Genomic DNA, 18,418 nt, shown 5'->3' on the forward strand with positions numbered 1-18,418 from the left:
CCAAGGCTGTCCGTTGCAAGGCCGTCCGCCGCGCAGTCGAGGTGAGGAGCAGGTGCTTCACGGCGTTCCCTCGCGGCGAATCAGACAATCGCACGCATTCCCATGATGTATTTGATTGAAACGGTGACCAAATCGTCAATTTCTGTAACCGCTTGCTCCTCTCTGCCCGGCCACGGCGGCGAAATCACGGCCAAACAGCCGGTAAACCGCGCTGAAACCGCTTCGGGCGGTCTTTCGCCGCAGCCACAGACTCGGTAAGACTTGCTGTTCAATCAATCGGTTCAAGCAGACGGCTAAAGCCGCATCGCGTTCGGAGCAGACCATGGCAGCCACCAAGACGAATTTCCGGGGGTCTTACACCGCGCTGGTCACGCCGTTCAAAGATGGCGCGCTGGACGAGGCAGGCTTTCGTGCGCTCGTCAGCTGGCAGATGGCCGAGGGCAGCAACGGCCTCGTTCCGGTTGGCACCACGGGCGAGAGCCCGACGCTGAGCCATGAAGAGCATTACAAGGTCGTCGAATGGTGCATCGACGAAGCCAAGGGCCGCGTGCCGGTGATCGCTGGCGCCGGGTCCAACTCCACCAAGGAAGCGGTGGCACTGGCGAAGCACGCCGAGAAGGCCGGCGCCGATGCAGTGCTGGTGGTGACGCCGTATTACAACAAGCCCACGCAAGAGGGCATGTATCAGCACTTCAAGGCGGTGAACGACGCGATCGGCATTCCGATCATCATCTACAATATTCCGCCCCGTTCGGTGGTCGATATGTCCGTGGACACCATGGCGCGCCTTTATGAGCTGAAGAACATTGCCGGCGTGAAGGATGCCACTGCCGATCTCGCGCGTGTGTCCAAGCAGCGTCACGCGATGGGACCGGATTTCATCCAGATGTCCGGCGAAGACATGACCGCGCTGGCCTATATGGCGGCGGGTGGTCATGGCTGCATTTCGGTGACGGCGAATGTTGCGCCGAAGCTGTGTGCCGAACTGATGTCGCTGGTGCTCAAGGGCGACTATGCCGGGGCGCTCAAGGTCCAGGATCGCCTGACGCCGCTGCATGACACGATCTTCAAGGAGCCGGGCCTTGCCGGCGCCAAGCACGGCCTCGCTTTGCTGGGCCGCATCAAGGAAGAGGTACGTCTGCCGCTAATGACGGTGACGCCGCCGACCGGCAAGGTGATCCGCGACGCCATGGTCTTCGCGGGCCTCATCAACTAGGCGTCGCCTGAATCAACCGGGTGTTGGGTGACTTTGGCTGCGTCATCTCTCCTTGTTTGTAACCGCGTGCGCGTCGTTCGTTGAAAACAAAAAGGAATTGCAGATGCTGAAGGAATTTCGCGATTTCGCGATGAAGGGCAATGTGGTCGATCTCGCGGTCGGCGTGATCATCGGCGCGGCCTTCGGTGCCATCGTCTCGTCGATGGTGGCCGACGTCATCATGCCGATCATCGGTGCGATCACCGGCGGTCTCGATTTCTCGAATTACTTCACGGGTCTCTCAAAATCCGTTACGGCAACCAATCTGGCCGACGCCAAGAAGCAGGGCGCCGTGCTGGCCTGGGGCAGCTTCCTGACCCTGACGCTGAACTTCATCATTGTCGCCTTTGTCCTGTTCTTGGTGATCCGCTTCATGAACCAGCTGAAGCGCAACGATGCCGCCAAGCCGGTTGAACCGCCGAAGCCGACCCGTGAAGAAGAACTGCTGACCGAGATCCGCGACCTGCTCAAGAAGGCCTGAGCCCAAGGCTTGGGTCGGGCATTCGGGGCACCTATATTCGGTCAGCACGCTGAAAGTATTGAACGATGGCCGAAAAGAACGAACGCCCGATCAAGGTGATCGCCGAGAACCGCAAGGCGCGGTTCAACTATGCCGTCGAGGACACGGTCGAGGCGGGTATCGCCTTGACAGGCACCGAGGTGAAGTCGATCCGCAACGGCAAGAGCACCATTGCGGAATCCTACGCCGATCCGAAGGACGGCGAGATCTGGCTGATCAACTGCAACATCCCTGAATATCTGCAGGCCAACCGCTTCAACCACGAGCCGAAGCGGCCGCGCAAGCTGCTGCTGCATCGCAAGCAGATCAACAAGCTGATGGGTGCGGTAGAACGCCAGGGCATGACCCTTGTGCCGTTGAAGATGTACTTCAACGAACGCGGCCGGGTTAAGCTGCAGCTCGCGCTGGCAAAGGGCAAGCAGCTCCACGACAAGCGTGCGAGCGAGAAGGACCGCGATTGGGGTCGCGAGAAGGGGCGTTTGCTCCGCGCGAGAGGCTGAGGCTGGGCGTCGCCCGTCCCCGCAAACAAGAGGATGAGATGACGCAAGGCAACCTGCTCGAAGTCGACTGGAGTAAGATCCCGGCGCCGGAAGACGACGGCGCCGCCAATCATCTGACCGGCATGACGATCCCTCCGGTCAGCCTGCGCGCCACGAACGATACGGCGGTCACGCTGTCCGAACTCACCGGCCGCACTGTGGTGTTCGGCTATCCGCGTACAGGCGAGCCCGGTAAAATTGGGCTGGTCGATGACTGGGACATGATTCCGGGCGCGCGTGGCTGCACGCCGCAAACCTGTTCGTTCCGGGATCTGTTCGCGGAGCTGAAGGCCGCTGGTGCCAAGCATGTGTTTGGCCTGTCGACGCAGAGCAACGAATATCAGACCGAAATGGCTGGACGGCTGCATCTGCCGTTTCCGGTGTTGTCCGACGAGCAACTTGAGCTGAGCGACGCACTCAGCCTGCCGACCATGGAGGTCGCCGATCTCACGATGATCAAGCGCATGGCCATGATCATCGATGACGGCAAGATTACCCATGTGTTCTATCCGGTGTTTCCGCCGGACCGGAACGCAGGCGATGTTCTGGAATGGCTGAAGGCGAACCCGGTCTAGCCCAGGCTAGGACGAGCCTGCTTTGACGGGTGTCTCGACAACGAGCGCTTTGATCGCTTGATCGATTGTGATCGTGCCCTTGCGCGATTCCGCCTCGCGTTTGGGGAAGTCGATCCAGCCTTCGTTGAAGCCATCGAGCATCTGCATTCGCGGTGTCGGATTCGTCATGCCTTGCTCGCGAAATAGTCTGTCCCAGCCATCGCGCGCAACGATGCGAGTTTTGACGGGACCGCCGAGCGCGTTCGTGAACGCCTTGGCGATATCGTTCGGCGACACGCGGCGGGGGCCTTCGAGATCGATCACGCGATGGCCCACCCAGCTTTCGAGCAAGAGCTCTGCTGCTGTGCGGCCGACGTCTTCCGCGGAGACCATCGGGAAGGTTTTATCCAGCGGCTGGAGATAGCTCGAAATGACGCCATCCGTGCGTGCAGGTGTGACATCCCACGCCGCGTTCTCCATGAACCATGCCGCGCGCAGGAAGGTCACGGGCATCGGCAAGTCGGCGAGTGCGTGTTCCAGCAGTCCGAGCTGGTTGAGCAGGTTCGGCTGCGGCGCATCCGCTCCAATAGTTGAAAGCACAACCAGTTTCGGCGGCTGCGCCACGCGGAGTGCGGTGTGGAGGGCTTCGATCATCGCGCGGCCCTCGGTAAAACCGGGGCTCGGGTCAAATGTCGGCGGCAGCATCGCGAACGCGCCGTCGACGTTCGAGAGAGCTTTTGTTAGCGCCGAGGCATCGCGGGTGTCGGCGAGGGCGATATCCGCGCCGCGTGCTGCCCATGTCTTGCTTTTGCTGAGATCTCGAACGACGACGCGGATGGATTGATCGGCGGCAAGCAGCGTGCGGGCGACAGCGCCGCCGACTTTGCCGGTGGCTCCTGTGATGGCGAACATGGTGGCTCTCCGAATGGGTGGGAATGCCGGTGTTGTCCCATTTTTCGATATTTGACTGAAACGAGAACACGTCACATCATTGCTGACAAAACATCAGGAATGGCGTTGCGATGGACGGACGACTTTTGACCGGCGTGACCGTGCTGGATGCTGTGATCGCAAGTGGGGGCTTCTCGCGGGCGGCAGAGGCGCTGGGTATGTCGGCATCTGGCGTCAGTCACGCGATCGCGCGGCTGGAGGCCCGGCTCGGCGTAAGACTGCTGGACCGCACGACGCGTTCGATTGCGCTCACCGATGAGGGGCGCAGGTTTTACGAGCGGGTGCGGCCGTCGCTGGAGGAGATCGAGGAGGCGGCAGTCGATGCCTCCGGCGCTTCGGCTCGGGTGCGAGGGCGGCTCCGGGTCAATATCGATCCATTCTTCTCACGCCTGGTGCTGGCCGGTCATCTCGGTGGTTTTCTCGCGACATATCCTGAATTGGCACTGGAGACGATCACCCGCGAACACGTCGGCGATCTGGTGGCGGATGGTGTTGATGTGGCCGTGCGGTTCGGAGAGCCACTCGGCGCATCTCTTATCTCGCGCAAGCTTGCGGACATCCAGGTGCTGACCGTTGCGTCACCGCGCTATCTGAAACGCCATGGCCGACCGCAGGCGCCACTGGATTTGTTGAAGCACCAATGCATCGATTTTCGCGATCCGCAGACCGGTCGCCCCTACGACTGGGAGTTTCATCGCAAGGGCAAGGTCCTTCCTGTCAGGATCTCAAGCCGGCTGGTATTGAGCGATGCGGGGACCATGCTGACGGAGTGCCTGGCGGGGACGGGGATTTGCCAGGTGCTTGCCATTGCCGTGAAGGATCAACTCGCGAAAGGCAGCCTGGTCAATCTGTTTCCGGATTGGGCCGACGAGACGTTTCCGCTCTACGCGCTATATCCGTCGCGGCATCATCCGCCGGCGAAGGTGCGCGCCTTCATCGATTTTGTGTCGCGAACGGTTCGCTGACTTACTGCGCCAGATCCGCCTTCACCCGCGCAAACACTGCACGGAACATCTCGGGCGTCAGCACGCGCGTGTTCGTGTTGTATCGCGAGCAGTGATAGCTGTCGTAGAGCTTGAAGCGGCCGACATCGTGAACGGCGCCGTGCGCAAAGGGCGCTGTCACGGCGCGAATGCCGAGCGTCCTCAGCATCGTGTCATGGGCGACGCGGCCCAGCAGCACGATGGCGCGCAATCGCGGCATGGTGTCCATCGTGGCAATCAGAAACGGCCGGCAGGTGGTGATCTCGACGGGCAGGGGCTTGTTCTGTGGTGGCACGCAGCGCACGGCATTGGTGATCCGGCAATCCTGCAGCATTAGCCCGTCATCAGGACGTGCTTCATAGGTGCCGGAGGCAAAGCCGAAATCCAGCAAAGTCTCGTAGAGCAGGTCGCCGGCATAGTCGCCGGTAAAGGGACGTCCGGTACGATTGGCGCCCTGCACGCCGGGAGCGAGGCCCACGATCAGCAGTGCTGCGTCCGAGGTGCCGAAGGACGGCACAGGGCCGTTATAGCCACCAGGATCCTTCTCGCGCACCGCCATACGGTACTCGACAAGACGTGGGCAGAGGGGACAATCGCGCCCGGGGTCGATGGGAGTACCGGCGGAAATCGCGGATGCGACCACCGCCGGCTGTTGTCTGCTGAGTTGCGTCTTAGTCTTCGAAATCTTCATCGCCTCGTGGCGCCATGGTGGTCGCGCGCTGCAGGAATTGCGGCGTCTGATGACGCGGCTCGCGCGGAGCAGGGCGCTCTGCCGGATCGCGGCCAAGCTTGCTCTGCAGTTCCATGAGATCGGTAAACACGTCTGCCTGCCGGCGCAACTCGTCGGCGATCATTGGTGGCTGGCTCGAGATGGTGGACACCACGGTGACGCGGACGCCGCGACGCTGCACGGCTTCGACCAGGGAGCGGAAGTCGCCATCGCCCGAGAAAAGCACGATCTGGTCGACATGTTCGGCCAGTTCCATGGCATCGACGGCGAGCTCGATGTCCATATTCCCCTTCACCTTGCGTCGGCCGGACGCATCGATGAATTCCTTGGTGGCCTTGGTCACCACCGTATACCCGTTGTAATCGAGCCAATCGATCAGCGGGCGAATCGACGAGTATTCCTGATCCTCGATAATGGCGGTGTAATAGAAGGCCCGGACGAGGGTCCCGCGGCTCTGAAATTCCTTGAGGAGGCGCTTGTAGTCGATATCGAAACCGAGGGTCTTGGCGGTGGCGTACAGGTTGGCGCCGTCGATGAAGAGTGCGATCTTGTTAGATGTGAGGGACATCAAGTTTTCTCATGTGGTTTGTTGTTGTTAGCGTTTTTGGCGCGACTTCGTCGTTGCGCATTTGAATCACATTTGTCGTCCGCTCTTCGTCGGATCGGCTTTATTGACGCCACGCAATCAGCTGGTCTGGAACTGCCCGAATATGCCGATCCATCTTCCCTTGCAATGAAGCCTTTTGGTGTCGAGATATCCGCTTCTGGCCAGATGGTGCCACCGCTTCTGCGGTCTTTTCGAGGGTACCATAGTGCGGCAGAAAACCAAGCCAAGAAGGACGCAATTCCAAATTGGTCCTTGCGAATGCCGCAAAGCCCCTATACCTACGGGACTTAATCATCATATTCGGTCCCACAACAAACGGAGCGACATTTTATGGCGCGCGTAACCGTCGAAGATTGCATCGATAAGGTCGACAACCGGTTCGACCTGGTGTTGCTGGCAGCACACCGGGCACGAATGATTTCGTCCGGTTCACAACTTACGATTGATCGCGACAACGACAAGAATCCCGTTGTTTCGCTGCGCGAAATCGCTGATCAGACCATTTCCCCGGAAGATCTCCGTGAGGAGCTGGTCCATTCGCTGCAGAAGTTCGTGGAAGTGGACGAGCCAGAGCCGGATACGATTCCGCTGATCGGCTCCGCCGGCGCCAGCGTCGATGCCGACGATACCGAAGTGGCTGTCGAGCGCATGACCGAAGAAGAGCTCCTCAAGGGTCTCGAAGGCCTCGCTCCGCCGGAAGAGCAGCCCGAAGAAGACGAGTAAAGCGATACACACGGTCTTTTGCTTAACCGGTTTGATTATCAGTCATCACAAAGGCCCGGACATGCGTCCGGGCCTTTGCTTTTGCAGTCCGTTTCGGGGCAAACTTGAGACGAAGAATCCAGGTCGCTGCTGACCGGATCGAACGAGGCTAGGATGGCGACTTCGCGCCGTAATAAACGGCAGATGCAGGCTGCGAACGACACGGTCGCCGCGGTCTCGCCAGTTTCGCCTGAAGCGCTGTCTGCAGAGACGCCAATTCCGGCCAAGGTGCCGCGGACGTCCCGTGTCCGGATGATGCGGCAATACGATCTGGTGGACCGCGTCCGGGCCTATAATCCGAACACGGACGAGGACCTGCTCAACCGCGCGTATGTCTATGCCATGGTCGCCCATGGCGAGCAGACGCGGGCATCAGGCGACCCGTATTTCTCCCACCCGCTGGAAGTGGCGGCGATCCTCACCGACCTGAAGCTCGACGACGCCACCATCGTGGCGGCGCTGCTGCACGACACGATCGAGGATACCGAGGCCACCCGGACCGAAATCGACAAGCTGTTCGGCGCCGAAATCGGCGCGCTGGTCGAGGGCCTGACCAAGCTGAAGCGGCTCGAACTGGTGTCGCGCGAAGCCAAACAGGCCGAGAACCTGCGCAAGCTGCTGCTGGCGATCGCCGACGACGTCCGGGTCCTGCTGATCAAGCTCGCCGACCGTCTGCACAATATGCGGACGATGGAGTTCATGCCGCCGGCCTCGCGCCGCCGCATCGCCGAGGAGACCCTCGACATCTATGCGCCGCTCGCCGGACGCATGGGTATGCAGGCGATGCGCGAGGAGCTTGAGGAACTGTCGTTCAAGGTGCTCGATCCCGACGCCTACCTAGTGGTGATGCAGCGCCTGGACTCACTGACCGAGCGCAATCGCAACCTCATCGACATGATCGAGAGCCATCTCTCTACGAAGCTGGAGAAGAACGGCATCACGGCGCGGGTCACTGGCCGGCGCAAGAAGCCGTTTTCGATCTGGACCAAGATGAAGCGCAAGTCGGTCGGCTTCGAGCAGCTGTCGGACATTTACGGCTTCCGCGTCGTGCTGCAGGACATGGAGGCGTGCTACCGCGCGCTCGGCGTGGTGCACACGACCTGGCCAGTCGTGCCGGGCCGCTTCAAGGATTACATCTCGACGCCGAAGCAGAACGACTATCGCTCGATCCACACCACGGTGATCGGCCCCGGCAACCAGCGCGTCGAATTGCAGATCCGCACCGAGGACATGAACAGCATCGCCGAATACGGCATCGCAGCGCATGCGTTCTACAAGGACGGGATCGGCTCGCCGACCGAAATGCTCAAGCGCGAATCCAACGCGTTCTCGTGGCTGCGCCATACCATCGGCATTCTCTCGGAGAGCACCAATCCGGAAGAATTCCTGGAGCATACCAAGCTCGAACTGTTCCACGACCAGGTGTTCTGCTTCACGCCAAAGGGCAAGCTGATCGCGCTGCCGCGCAACGCCAATGTCGTCGACTTCGCCTATGCCGTGCATACCGACGTCGGCAACAGTGCGGTGGGTTGCAAGATCAATGGCAAATTCGCGCCGCTGTCGTCCGAGCTGCAAAATGGCGACGAAGTCGAAGTGCTGACTTCGGCCGCACAGCAGGCGCCGCCATCCGCATGGGAAGGCCTGGCGGTCACTGGCAAAGCGCGCGCTGCCATTCGCCGTGCGACGCGAACAGCGGTCCGTGATCAATATGCCAGCCTTGGCCGCCGGATCGTCGAGCGCCTGTTCGTGCGCGCCAAGATGGAATATTCGGACGACCAGTTGAAGGGCGCGCTGCCGCGTCTGGCGCGCACGTCTATCGACGATGTGATGGCCTCGGTCGGCCGCGGCGAATTGCGCGCCGCGGACGTCGCGCGTGCGATGTATCCCGACTACAAGGAAGAGCGCATCGGCCGCTTTTCGGCCAACAACAAGAAGTCGACGGCGGACAAGGTCAGAACGCCGGATGGCGCGGCACGCTTCACCTCGATCATCTCGATCGGTGGCGTCGATTCCGATCTGCCAATTAAATTCGCTCCGAACGGTGGCGCCGTGCCGGGCGACCGCATCGTCGGCATCGTTACGCCGGGCGAGGGCATCACGATCTATCCGATCCAGTCACCGGCGCTGAAGGATTTTGAGGAAGAGCCGGAGCGCTGGGTCGACGTGCGCTGGGATATCGATGAATCCTCGCCGCAGCGTTTTCCGGCGCGGCTGTTCCTGCAGAATGTCAACGAGCCCGGCAGTTTGGCGCAGATCGCTCAGGTGATCGCCGACCATGACGGCAATATCGACAATATCAGCATGCATCGACGCTCGCCCGATTTCACCGAACAGACCATCGATCTCGGTGTCTACGACCTCAAACATCTCAGCGCGATCATCAATCAGTTGCGCGCCAAGGCCGTTGTCGCCAAGGTCGAACGGGTCAATGGGTAGCGTCTTCCCTTAAGGTTTTCTGGAATTCCGTCATGTCCTCATCCTCGCTGCGCCTCGGCGTCAACATCGATCACGTCGCGACCCTGCGCAACGCGCGGGGCGGCAAGCACCCGGATCCCGTTCGTGCTGCGCTGGAAGCCATTTCGGCCGGTGCCGACGGCATCACCGCGCATCTGCGGGAGGATCGTCGCCACATCCGTGACGCCGATATGGAACGACTGAAGGCGGAGATCTCCAAGCCGCTGAATTTCGAAATGGCGGCGACGCCTGACATGGTGCGGATCGCGCTGGCGGTGAAGCCTCATGCCGTCTGTCTGGTGCCGGAGCGGCGCGAAGAATTGACGACCGAGGGCGGCCTCGACGTGGTCGGCCAGCGTGAATCGCTGGAGCCGTCGATCGCGCGCTTCACTGAAGCCGGCATACGGGTGTCGCTGTTCATAGCGGCAGATCCCAAGCAGATCGAAATGGCCGCTAAACTAAAGGCCCCCGTGATCGAACTCCACACGGGCGCCTGGTGCGACGCGATCACCGATGGCGATACCGCGAAGGCCGCTCATGAATGGCAGCGCATTGCCGCCGGCGCGAGGCTGGCGAAATCCGCAGGCCTGGAAGTACATGCCGGCCATGGTCTCGACTATGCCACCGCCGAGACGATCTCGGCGCTGCCCGAAATCATGGAGCTGAACATCGGCTACTATATGATTGGCGAGGCACTGTTCATCGGTCTGTCCGATACGGTGCGTCTGATGCGCGCGGCGATGGATCGCGGGCGGATGCAGTCCAAGGGCGCCTCATGATCATCGGCATCGGTTCCGATCTGATCGACATTACGCGCGTCGCCAAGGTGATCGAACGCCATGGCGATCGCTTCCTCGATCGCATCTTCACCGAGGCTGAGCGGGCGAGGGCGCAGCGCCGCGCGAAGAGCGAGAGGATGGTGGTGGCGACATATGCCAAGCGTTTCGCTGCCAAGGAGGCCATGTCCAAGGCGCTGGGCACCGGCATCCGTCAGGGCGTCTGGTGGCGGGATATGGGCGTCGTCAATCTGCCGGGTGGCAAACCCTCCATGAAGCTCACCGGCGGCGCGCTGGAACGCCTGCAGGCCCTGATACCGCCCGGCCACGAGGCCCAGATCGATCTGTCGATCACGGACGATTGGCCCCTGGCGCAGGCTTTCGTCATAATTTCGGCCGTCCCGTCGCCCAAGCCCTGAGGGCTGGCCGGGAGCCGCACCTGAAGCGGTGCGATCACAAGCCGGCACGTCAAACTGGCGGGAAATAGCGGCTTTTCGGGGCGGTTCATTGCACCGTTACCAACAACCGTTTAAACCTGCGAGGACACCGAACCGACGCCAATTCTCGCTGACGCCGCTCATGGCATTTGCAGGACTTTGCCGTAATTATATGAATCTAATGCATTTTTCGTGCGAGGCGCGCCGCCGCCTTGCCCCAAAATGCGCTACCAGCCGCGCGGCGACGCTGCGGGAATCGGGAAAGCGATGAGTGTGACATCCGGGACCAAGACTGAAAGCGGCGTCGGCGAGACCATCCGTGTTGTCATCAACGCACTGCTGATCGCGCTGGTGATCCGGACCTTCCTGTTCCAGCCCTTCAATATCCCGTCGGGCTCGATGAAGGCCACGCTTCTGGTCGGCGATTACCTGTTCGTCTCGAAATATTCCTACGGCTACAGCCACTATTCGATCCCGCTGTCGCCGAATATCTTCTCCGGCCGCGTCTTCGGTTCCGAGCCGTCGCGCGGTGACGTCGTAGTGTTCCGTCTGCCGAAGGACGACTCCACCGACTACATCAAGCGCGTGATCGGTCTGCCCGGTGACCGCGTCCAGATGAAAGAGGGGCTGCTCTACATCAACGAGAAGCCCGTGCAGCGCGAGCGTATGAGCGACTTCGTCGGCGAGGATCCGTGCGGCTCCGACGCCACGGCGCGCGTCAAGCGCTGGAAGGAGACGCTGCCCAATAACGTCACCTATGAGACGCTCGATTGCGTCGACAACGGCTTCTACGACAACACCAATGTCTACACCGTGCCGCCTGGCAATTTCTTCATGATGGGCGACAACCGCGACAATTCGACGGACAGCCGCGTGCTGTCGGCCGTCGGCTATGTGCCGTTCGAGAATCTCGTCGGTCGCGCGCAGATGATCTTCTTCTCGATCGCCGAAGGCGAACATGCTTGGCAGATCTGGCGCTGGCCGACCGCCGTACGCTGGAATCGAATTTTCTCTATCGTGCGATGACCGACGACTCCAACAATCCCATCGAGACCGCGCCGAAGACCGACGAAGTTAGCTCGACGACCGAGGCTACGCCGGAGACGGCTGCTGCCCGGAAGAAGAAGGCACGCGCAGCGGCGAAGGTCGCAGCAGCCGAGATCGAAACGCGCATCGGTCACAGCTTCAAGGATCCGCTGCTGCTGGCGACAGCCTTCACCCATGTGTCGGCCTTGAAGTCGCAGCGCAGCCGTACCGAGAGTTATCAGCGCCTTGAATTTCTCGGCGACCATGTGCTCGGGCTCGTGGTCTCCGACATGCTGTTTCGCGCCTTCCCGAATGCGGATGAGGGAGAACTGTCGAAGCGACTCGCCGACCTCGTCCGCAAGGAAGCATGCGCCGACGTGGCACGGTTGCTTGGCCTGCTCGAGGGGATCAAGCTTGGCACAGTGGGCGCGGGTGCCGGTCAGCGGCTGCGGAAGTCCGTGCTCGGCGATATCTGCGAAGCCGTGATCGGCGCGATCTTCCTCGATGGCGGCTATCCGGCTGCGGAAAGCTTCGTGCAGCGCAACTGGACCGAGCGCATGCGCAAGCCGGTGCGTCCGTTGCGCGATCCCAAGACGGTGCTGCAGGAATGGGCCCAGGGCCGCGGTCTGCCGACACCGGCCTATCGGGAGGTCGAACGCTCCGGTCCGCACCACGATCCGCATTTCAAGATCGAGGTGGATGTGAAGGGGTTTGCGCCGGCCGAAGGCGAGGGCGGCAGCAAGCGCGCCGCCGAGAAGGCCGCGGCGCAGGCAATGATTGCGCGTGAAGGCGTCAGCAGTGGCGGCAATGAAGGATGATGTCGTGAACGATGCTGAACCAGATCATGAGTCCGAAGGGACGCCCGTTGAAACCCGCTGCGGCTTTGTCGCACTGATCGGCGCGCCCAATGTCGGCAAGTCGACACTGGTCAATGCGCTGGTCGGCTCCAAGGTCACCATCGTGTCGCGCAAGGTGCAGACCACCCGCGCGCTGATCCGCGGCATTGTGATCGAGAACCACGCCCAGATCATTCTGGTCGATACGCCCGGCATCTTCTTGCCGAAGCGGCGCCTCGACCGGGCGATGGTCAAGACGGCATGGAGCGGTGCGCATGATGCCGACGTCGTTTGCGTGCTGCTCGATGCCAAAGCGGGCATCAACGAGGAAGCCGAGGCGATCTTCGCGCAGCTTGCGAGCGTCAATCACCCGAAGATCCTCGTGATCAACAAGGTCGATATCGTCTCCAAGGAAAAGCTGCTGAAGCTGGCGCAGATGGCCAATGAGCGGCTGAAGTTCGAAGAGACGTTCATGATCTCGGCGATGACCGGTGACGGTGTCGACGACCTGCGCCGCAGGCTCGCAGCCGACGTTCCCGCCGGCCCGTATCATTATCCCGAAGACCAGATGTCGGATGCGCCGATGCGGCATCTCGCGGCGGAAATCACCCGCGAGAAGATCTTTCGTCAGTTGCATCAGGAACTGCCGTACCAGTCGACGGTGGAGACCGATAGCTGGACCGAGCGCAAGGACAAGTCGGTGCGGATCGAGCAGACGATTTTCGTCGAGCGCGAAAGCCAACGCAAGATCGTGCTCGGCAAGGGCGGTGCGACGATCAAGCAGATCGGTGCGGACTCGCGCAGGGAACTGACCGAGATCGTGGGCGCGCCCGTGCATCTGTTCCTGTTCGTGAAGGTGCGCGAAAACTGGGGCGACGATCCGAATCGTTATCGCGAAATGGGCCTCGAATTTCCTCACGAGTGATCGAGGAGCGATGATGGAAGTGCAGCCGACAAGATGACCGCTCCCGCCAACCTTCCGAAGAACGTCTTCTATTTTGAAGTCCTGCTCTACATGTCGCTGATCCTCGACGCGCTGTCGATCGCGTTCCAGGACCGCACGCCTGACCTTGCGATGTCCGAGAGCACCATCATGGCGGCGAATCTGGTCGCCGCCTGCATGCTGTTGTTCTTCGTCTGGCTCGTGTGGCTCGCCGCCTATCGCCGCAAAGGCTGGCCGCGCTGGGTGCTGGTGGTGTCGCTGGCCTTCTCGGTATTGTCTCTGTTTCAGGTGCTTGGCCTGTACGGACTGCAGTTCGACAGTGCGATCGAGATTGTGTCCTGCATCCTGACCGGGCTCGGGCTGTATTGCGCCTTCACCGGCGACGCGAAAACGTGGTTCAAGGCCTGATCGCATTTACTGCGGCGGCTGCCGAATTCCTGTAAACTGCCCCCATGGAATGGACGGACGAGGGTATCATCCTGGGCGTGCGGCGGCATGGCGAATCCAGTGCCATCGTCGAATTGCTGACGCGTAGCCATGGTCGTCATCTCGGCCTGGTGCGCGGTGGTGCGGGATCGAAGATGCGACCGCTGCTGCAACCCGGCAATAGCGTGCAGGCGATATGGCGGGCGCGGCTGGACGAACAGCTCGGCTATTACCTGATGGAAGGCACGTTGATGCGTGCCGCGACGCTGCTGGGTTCGTCCCATGCGGTCTACGGCATCACCCATCTCGCCTCGCTGGCGCGGTTGCTGCCGGAGCGCGATCCGCATGAAGACATCTACGAGACGCTGGAGCGCATCCTGGATGACTTCGATGATGTCGGCGAAGCCGCGCTCCATGTGATCCGGTTTGAGCTGGCGATGCTGACCGAACTCGGCTTCGGCCTCGATCTGGAGAATTGCGCCGCCACCGGCGTGACCTCTGACCTGATTTACGTGTCACCCAAATCTGGCAACGCAGTGTCCCGGACCGCGGGTGAACCGTATCGCGACCGGCTGATGCGGCTGCCGTCATTCCTGCGCGAGAGTGAAGACGGCCAAAACAGCATCTCCGACCGCGACCTGCAGGACGGCTTCGACCTGACCGGGCGCTTTCTGCTCCGCAACGTGCTGGAACCGCGCGGGCAGGGCCATTCCGACGCCCGCGAAGGGTTCATCAACACGGTGACGCGGCACCTCGCGCGAATCTCATCGTCCTGAGGCAAGTTCGACATTGGCGAATGCCGGATTCGCGTCTATGTTCCGCGTGTTGACGGGTTGATAGGAAGATATCGCGTCCAGATGCTGGTTCGTCTGACCAGAGTACAGCGACTAAGAGTAGGGTGGTTCGTCGCCCTGGCCTATCTGTTGTGCGTGCTGGCGCCGACGATCTCCTTTGCCTTGCCGGGACAGCACCCGGTCGCGCCGTGCCTGACCGGCGAAAGCCATATGACCGGCATGGTTCATGTTAACAGCAGCGCGTCGGCGCACATGCATGGGGATGGTCACGCGCACGATCACTCTGTCGCGCACTCATCTCCTGCACACTCTGCAGCCGCACAGACTGATGGCGACCATGCATTGACGGCGATCGACGATGCTTCCGGTCCGCACAAGGTCCCGCACTCACCGAACGGTCCATGCTGCGGCCTGATGTGTGTCTCCGCGCTGCCGGCACCGCTGACTGACATCGTGACCCCTTCGGTGCCGACGGTCCTTCGTGTCACCGAAGGCTATCGCGCGGTCACCGACAGTGCGCCCGCCCGGCTCTACCGCCCTCCCATTTCCTGATCTGATCGTATCGACGCGGTGCCGCGCCCGTTAAGGGCACGCGCGCCTGTGATCCATCGTCATTTCAGGAAAATAACATGCTTGCGCAGTTTGGGGCGAAGCTCGCCGCCGTTTGTTCGGTGGCCGGGAAGCTATTCGATATCAGATTTGGAACCCTCGCAGCGATGACCGCTGCCAGTATGGCGCTCGGTGGCTGCATGCCAACCACCGTGCCGTTGGCTGGCGCCGACCCGGCAAATCCCGGCACCAAGGTTGCTGGTGTCGGCTATCGTTCCACGGTGGCTCCTTACAGCAGCCTTCGGCCGGTTGCCCCGTCGTCATGGCGAGAGCAGAACGACCGTGTCGCTCCTGTGCCGAAATCTGGCCGGTAGGGGCACGTCATGTTCAACAAGCATCACAAGTCGCGCACGCATGCGCGCCAGTTCGGTTCAAGGTCTGCAGCCGGCATTACGCTGCTATCGGCGCTGTTGCTGGTGGGATGTGCATCGTTTTCGCCGGATCGCGGTATGGGCGTCGTCGCCGGGGTCGCAAGCGATACCATCAACAAGGACGTGATGGCGATCCGGACGCCGGATGACGCACAACGTGCCGATGCGACCGTCAAAGCCCTGCTGCGGCGGCCATTGACAGTCGACAGCGCGGTCCAGATCGCACTGCTCAGTAATCGCGGGCTGCAGGCCGCCTATAACGAACTGGCGCTGGCTGAGACTGACCTGGTCGGCGACAGCCTGCCGCCCAATCCGACATTCTCGATCTCGCGCATTTCCGGCAACGGCGCGTTGGAAATCGAGCGACAGGTCGTCGGCGATATTCTCGCGCTGGCGACACTGCCGTTCCGCTCCGAGATCGCCCGTCAGCGATTCCAGAAGGCGCAATTGCGCGCCGCGGAAGAGACGCTGCGGCTGGCCGCTGACGTCAGACGCGCCTACTACCGCGCCGTCGCTGCCAATGAACTTGTTGGCCTGCTGACGGACGCCAAGTCGACGGCGGAAGCCACAGCGCAACTCGCGCAGAAGCTGGGCGAGACCGGATCGCTGAACAAGCTCGACCAAGCCCGCGAGCAGGTATTCTACGCGGAGACGACCGCCGATCTCGCAACGCTCCGCCAGGAGGCCACGAGTTCGCGCGAGCGTTTGATCCGTCTGCTCGGACTCTGGGACACCGATATCGGCATCAGACTGCCGCAAAAACTTCCAATACTGCCGCGCCAGCCGCTGTCGTTGCCGCGCATCGAGGTCGATGCCGTTGCACACCGCATTGACCTGCAGATCGCCCGCATTGAACTCGCTGCTCTCGCCAAGTCGCTGAACCTCACTGAAGCAAGCCGGTTCGTGACGTTGCTCGACGTCGCCGGCATCGACCGCAAGACGCGTGATCCGGAGGGGGCGCCGTTCCGCGAACGCGGCTTCGACGTGCAGTTCCAGATTCCGATCTTTGACGGTGGTGAAGTGCGCGTTCGACAGGCCGCAGAAATCTACAATCAGGCCTTCAACCTGTTGACCGAGAAGGCGGTGAATATCCGCTCCGAAGCCCGCGATGCCTTCAGGGTCTATCGCTCGACCTACGATATCGCCGGTCACTACCAGCGCGAGGTGCTGCCGCTCCGCAAGATCATCTCGGAGGAGATGCAATTGCGCTTCAGCAGCATGCAGGTCGATGTATTCGCGCTGTTGACCGAGGCCCGCCAACGCATCGCAGCTTTGCGCGCAGCCATTGAAGCCAAGCGCAATTTCTGGCTCGCGCAGTCGGAACTGCAGACCGCGATCAATGGCGGCGGCCGCAGCGAACCATCATCCGAAACAAGATCCGCGACGGCCGCGCAGGCGTCCAGTGGAGGAGGGCACTGAAATGGAGAAAACCATGTTGTCCCGGCGAAACTTTCTCGGCACAGCCACGGTGCTTGCCAGTGCGGCTGCGGTGACCGGCCGCGCCCAGGCGGCGAGTATTCCCGAAGCGCCGATGATGGACAAAGTAACGATGCAGCCGCCGCTGCATCCGCCGAGCGGGCCCGACTACAATCCGGTGGTTACGCTCAACGGCTGGACATTGCCGTGGCGTATGAATGGCGACTGGAAGGAATTCCATCTGGTCGCCGAGCCCGTCGAGCGCGAATTCGCGGACGGCATGAAAGCATATCTCTGGGGCTACAACGGCCAGTCGCCGGGGCCGACGATCGAAACTGTCGAAGGCGACAAGGTTCGCATCTTCGTTACCAACAAACTGCCGGAGCACACCACCGTGCATTGGCACGGTGTGATCCTGCCAAGTGGCATGGATGGCGTCGGCGGGCTGAGCCAGCCGCACATCAAGCCCGGCAAGACCTTCGTCTACGAATTCGAGATGAAGCACAGCGGCACGTTCATGTATCACCCGCATTCGGACGAGATGGTTCAGATGGCGATGGGCATGATGGGGATGATGGTCGTGCATCCACGCGACAACAGCTTCCGGCCCGTCGATCGCGATTTCGTCTTCATCATGAGCAGCTATCTCATCGATCCCGGCACCTATCTGCCGAAGGTCAACGAGATGACCGACTTCAATATGTGGGCGTGGAACAGCCGCGTCTTTCCCGGCATCGATCCGCTGCCGGTTCGTCTCGGCGATCGCGTGCGGATACGGGTCGGCAATCTCACCATGACCAACCATCCGATCCATCTGCATGGCCACAAGTTCGCGGTCAGCTGTACCGATGGCGGATGGGTGCCCGACAGCGCGCAATGGCCGGAAGTCACCACTGACGTGCCGGTGGGGGCGATCCGCGCATTCGATTTTGTCGCCGACAATCCCGGCGATTGGGCGTTCCACTGCCACAAGTCGCATCACACCATGAATGCGATGGGTCACGACGTCAGAAACCTGATCGGCGTCTCCAAAAAGGATCTGGCGAAGGCAGTCGGCAAGCTCGCGCCGGACGCGATGGTGATGGGATCCACCGGAGGCGCCATGGGCGAGATGGAGATGCCGGCGCCGGATAACACGCTGCCGATGATGACGGGATCAGGACAGTTCGGCCCGATCGAGATGGGCGGCATGTTCAGCATCATAAAGGTGCGGGACGGGCTCGCGCGCGACGATTACCGCGATCCCGGTCCTTACGATTTCCCGAAGGGCACGGTGGCCTATGAGATCGAGGCGCCCCCAAGCGAAGCTCCACGACAGACGGGCGTGAAGGACAAAACCATCAAAGGCCAGGGATCGAAGCCGATGGATATGAAGAAGGGCATGAAAATGAAGGGAATGTAGGGCCAGGACTGCACATCGTCATCACAG

Annotated in this window: 21 protein-coding genes; 18 read left to right on the forward strand and 3 right to left on the reverse strand. The window is 61.4% G+C overall.

Features of this window, described 5'->3' with window-relative positions; genetic code table 11:
• Positions 1–322: 322 nt before the first annotated feature.
• From dapA to BLW80_RS27125, 4 genes are all read left to right on the forward strand, one after another.
• Entirely contained in the window at positions 323–1,216 is an 894-nt protein-coding gene (dapA, locus tag BLW80_RS27110) for a 4-hydroxy-tetrahydrodipicolinate synthase (RefSeq protein ID WP_093761388.1), read from the forward strand.
• A gap of 103 nt (positions 1,217–1,319) precedes the next feature.
• On the forward strand, positions 1,320–1,736 hold the full coding sequence (mscL, locus tag BLW80_RS27115) for a large conductance mechanosensitive channel protein MscL (protein WP_089263809.1): 417 nt from the start codon (positions 1,320–1,322) through the stop codon (positions 1,734–1,736).
• 65 nt (positions 1,737–1,801) lie between these two features.
• A complete protein-coding gene (gene smpB / locus BLW80_RS27120; protein ID WP_068732465.1) occupies positions 1,802–2,275 on the forward strand; it encodes an SsrA-binding protein SmpB in 474 nt (157 codons plus the stop codon).
• Between the two features lie 38 nt (positions 2,276–2,313).
• Positions 2,314–2,889, forward strand: coding sequence for a peroxiredoxin (locus BLW80_RS27125; RefSeq protein WP_093761390.1), 576 nt, complete (start codon positions 2,314–2,316; stop codon positions 2,887–2,889).
• Positions 2,890–2,895: 6 nt separating this feature from the next.
• On the opposite strand, the gene BLW80_RS27130 is transcribed toward BLW80_RS27125, so the two are convergent.
• Positions 2,896–3,780 carry an NmrA family NAD(P)-binding protein gene (locus BLW80_RS27130; RefSeq protein WP_093761392.1) on the reverse strand — a complete coding sequence of 295 codons (885 nt, stop codon included), beginning with the start codon at positions 3,778–3,780 and terminating at the stop codon, positions 2,896–2,898.
• A gap of 110 nt (positions 3,781–3,890) precedes the next feature.
• On the opposite strand from BLW80_RS27130, the gene BLW80_RS27135 reads away from it, so the two are divergent.
• Positions 3,891–4,784 carry a LysR family transcriptional regulator gene (locus BLW80_RS27135; RefSeq protein ID WP_093761394.1) on the forward strand — a complete coding sequence of 298 codons (894 nt, stop codon included), beginning with the start codon at positions 3,891–3,893 and terminating at the stop codon, positions 4,782–4,784.
• A 1-nt stretch (position 4,785) separates the two neighbouring features.
• Here BLW80_RS27135 and BLW80_RS27140 read toward each other — a convergent pair whose 3' ends face one another.
• Complete coding sequence (locus BLW80_RS27140) at positions 4,786–5,493, reverse strand: uracil-DNA glycosylase (RefSeq protein WP_093761396.1); 708 nt, start codon at positions 5,491–5,493, stop codon at positions 4,786–4,788.
• A complete protein-coding gene (locus BLW80_RS27145; protein WP_068732474.1) occupies positions 5,474–6,100 on the reverse strand; it encodes a LabA-like NYN domain-containing protein in 627 nt (208 codons plus the stop codon). The genes BLW80_RS27140 and BLW80_RS27145 overlap by 20 nt, the downstream gene beginning before the upstream one ends.
• A 369-nt stretch (positions 6,101–6,469) precedes the next feature.
• Here BLW80_RS27145 and rpoZ point away from each other — a divergent pair, with 369 nt between their 5' ends.
• The 13 genes from rpoZ to BLW80_RS27210 all read left to right on the forward strand — a co-directional run bounded on the left by rpoZ (position 6,470) and on the right by BLW80_RS27210 (position 18,391).
• Positions 6,470–6,862, forward strand: coding sequence for a DNA-directed RNA polymerase subunit omega (rpoZ, locus tag BLW80_RS27150; RefSeq protein ID WP_068732476.1), 393 nt, complete (start codon positions 6,470–6,472; stop codon positions 6,860–6,862).
• Between the two features lie 153 nt (positions 6,863–7,015).
• On the forward strand, positions 7,016–9,337 hold the full coding sequence (locus BLW80_RS27155; RefSeq protein ID WP_093761398.1) for a RelA/SpoT family protein: 2,322 nt from the start codon (positions 7,016–7,018) through the stop codon (positions 9,335–9,337).
• 32 nt (positions 9,338–9,369) lie between these two features.
• Complete coding sequence (locus BLW80_RS27160) at positions 9,370–10,134, forward strand: pyridoxine 5'-phosphate synthase (RefSeq protein ID WP_089263815.1); 765 nt, start codon at positions 9,370–9,372, stop codon at positions 10,132–10,134.
• Positions 10,131–10,550 (forward strand): holo-ACP synthase, encoded by a 420-nt coding sequence (acpS, locus tag BLW80_RS27165; RefSeq protein ID WP_093761400.1) that lies wholly within the window; start codon positions 10,131–10,133, stop codon positions 10,548–10,550. The genes BLW80_RS27160 and acpS overlap by 4 nt, the downstream gene beginning before the upstream one ends.
• A gap of 285 nt (positions 10,551–10,835) precedes the next feature.
• On the forward strand, positions 10,836–11,594 hold the full coding sequence (gene lepB, locus BLW80_RS27170) for a signal peptidase I (RefSeq protein WP_089264616.1): 759 nt from the start codon (positions 10,836–10,838) through the stop codon (positions 11,592–11,594).
• Positions 11,591–12,412 (forward strand): ribonuclease III, encoded by an 822-nt coding sequence (rnc, locus tag BLW80_RS27175; RefSeq protein WP_089263817.1) that lies wholly within the window; start codon positions 11,591–11,593, stop codon positions 12,410–12,412. The genes lepB and rnc overlap by 4 nt, the downstream gene beginning before the upstream one ends.
• Positions 12,402–13,355: a GTPase Era gene (era, locus tag BLW80_RS27180; RefSeq protein ID WP_089263818.1), complete on the forward strand. Its 954-nt coding sequence runs from the start codon at positions 12,402–12,404 to the stop codon at positions 13,353–13,355. The genes rnc and era overlap by 11 nt, the downstream gene beginning before the upstream one ends.
• A gap of 33 nt (positions 13,356–13,388) precedes the next feature.
• Positions 13,389–13,781: a hypothetical protein gene (locus tag BLW80_RS27185; protein ID WP_089263819.1), complete on the forward strand. Its 393-nt coding sequence runs from the start codon at positions 13,389–13,391 to the stop codon at positions 13,779–13,781.
• Positions 13,782–13,825: 44 nt separating this feature from the next.
• The gene (recO, locus tag BLW80_RS27190) at positions 13,826–14,575 is read left to right on the forward strand and encodes a DNA repair protein RecO (protein WP_093761402.1); all 750 of its coding nucleotides are present in this window, start codon (positions 13,826–13,828) and stop codon (positions 14,573–14,575) included.
• A gap of 81 nt (positions 14,576–14,656) precedes the next feature.
• Positions 14,657–15,145 (forward strand): hypothetical protein, encoded by a 489-nt coding sequence (locus tag BLW80_RS27195; protein ID WP_093761404.1) that lies wholly within the window; start codon positions 14,657–14,659, stop codon positions 15,143–15,145.
• A gap of 77 nt (positions 15,146–15,222) precedes the next feature.
• Positions 15,223–15,516, forward strand: coding sequence for a hypothetical protein (locus BLW80_RS27200; protein WP_093761406.1), 294 nt, complete (start codon positions 15,223–15,225; stop codon positions 15,514–15,516).
• Between the two features lie 9 nt (positions 15,517–15,525).
• Positions 15,526–16,992, forward strand: coding sequence for a TolC family protein (locus tag BLW80_RS27205; RefSeq protein WP_093761408.1), 1,467 nt, complete (start codon positions 15,526–15,528; stop codon positions 16,990–16,992).
• Between the two features lie 13 nt (positions 16,993–17,005).
• On the forward strand, positions 17,006–18,391 hold the full coding sequence (locus BLW80_RS27210) for a multicopper oxidase family protein (RefSeq protein WP_093761553.1): 1,386 nt from the start codon (positions 17,006–17,008) through the stop codon (positions 18,389–18,391).
• Positions 18,392–18,418 lie beyond the last annotated feature (27 nt).

Origin of the sequence: Tardiphaga sp. OK245, assembly GCF_900108575.1 — a bacterium.
GTDB lineage: Bacteria > Pseudomonadota > Alphaproteobacteria > Rhizobiales > Xanthobacteraceae > Tardiphaga > Tardiphaga robiniae.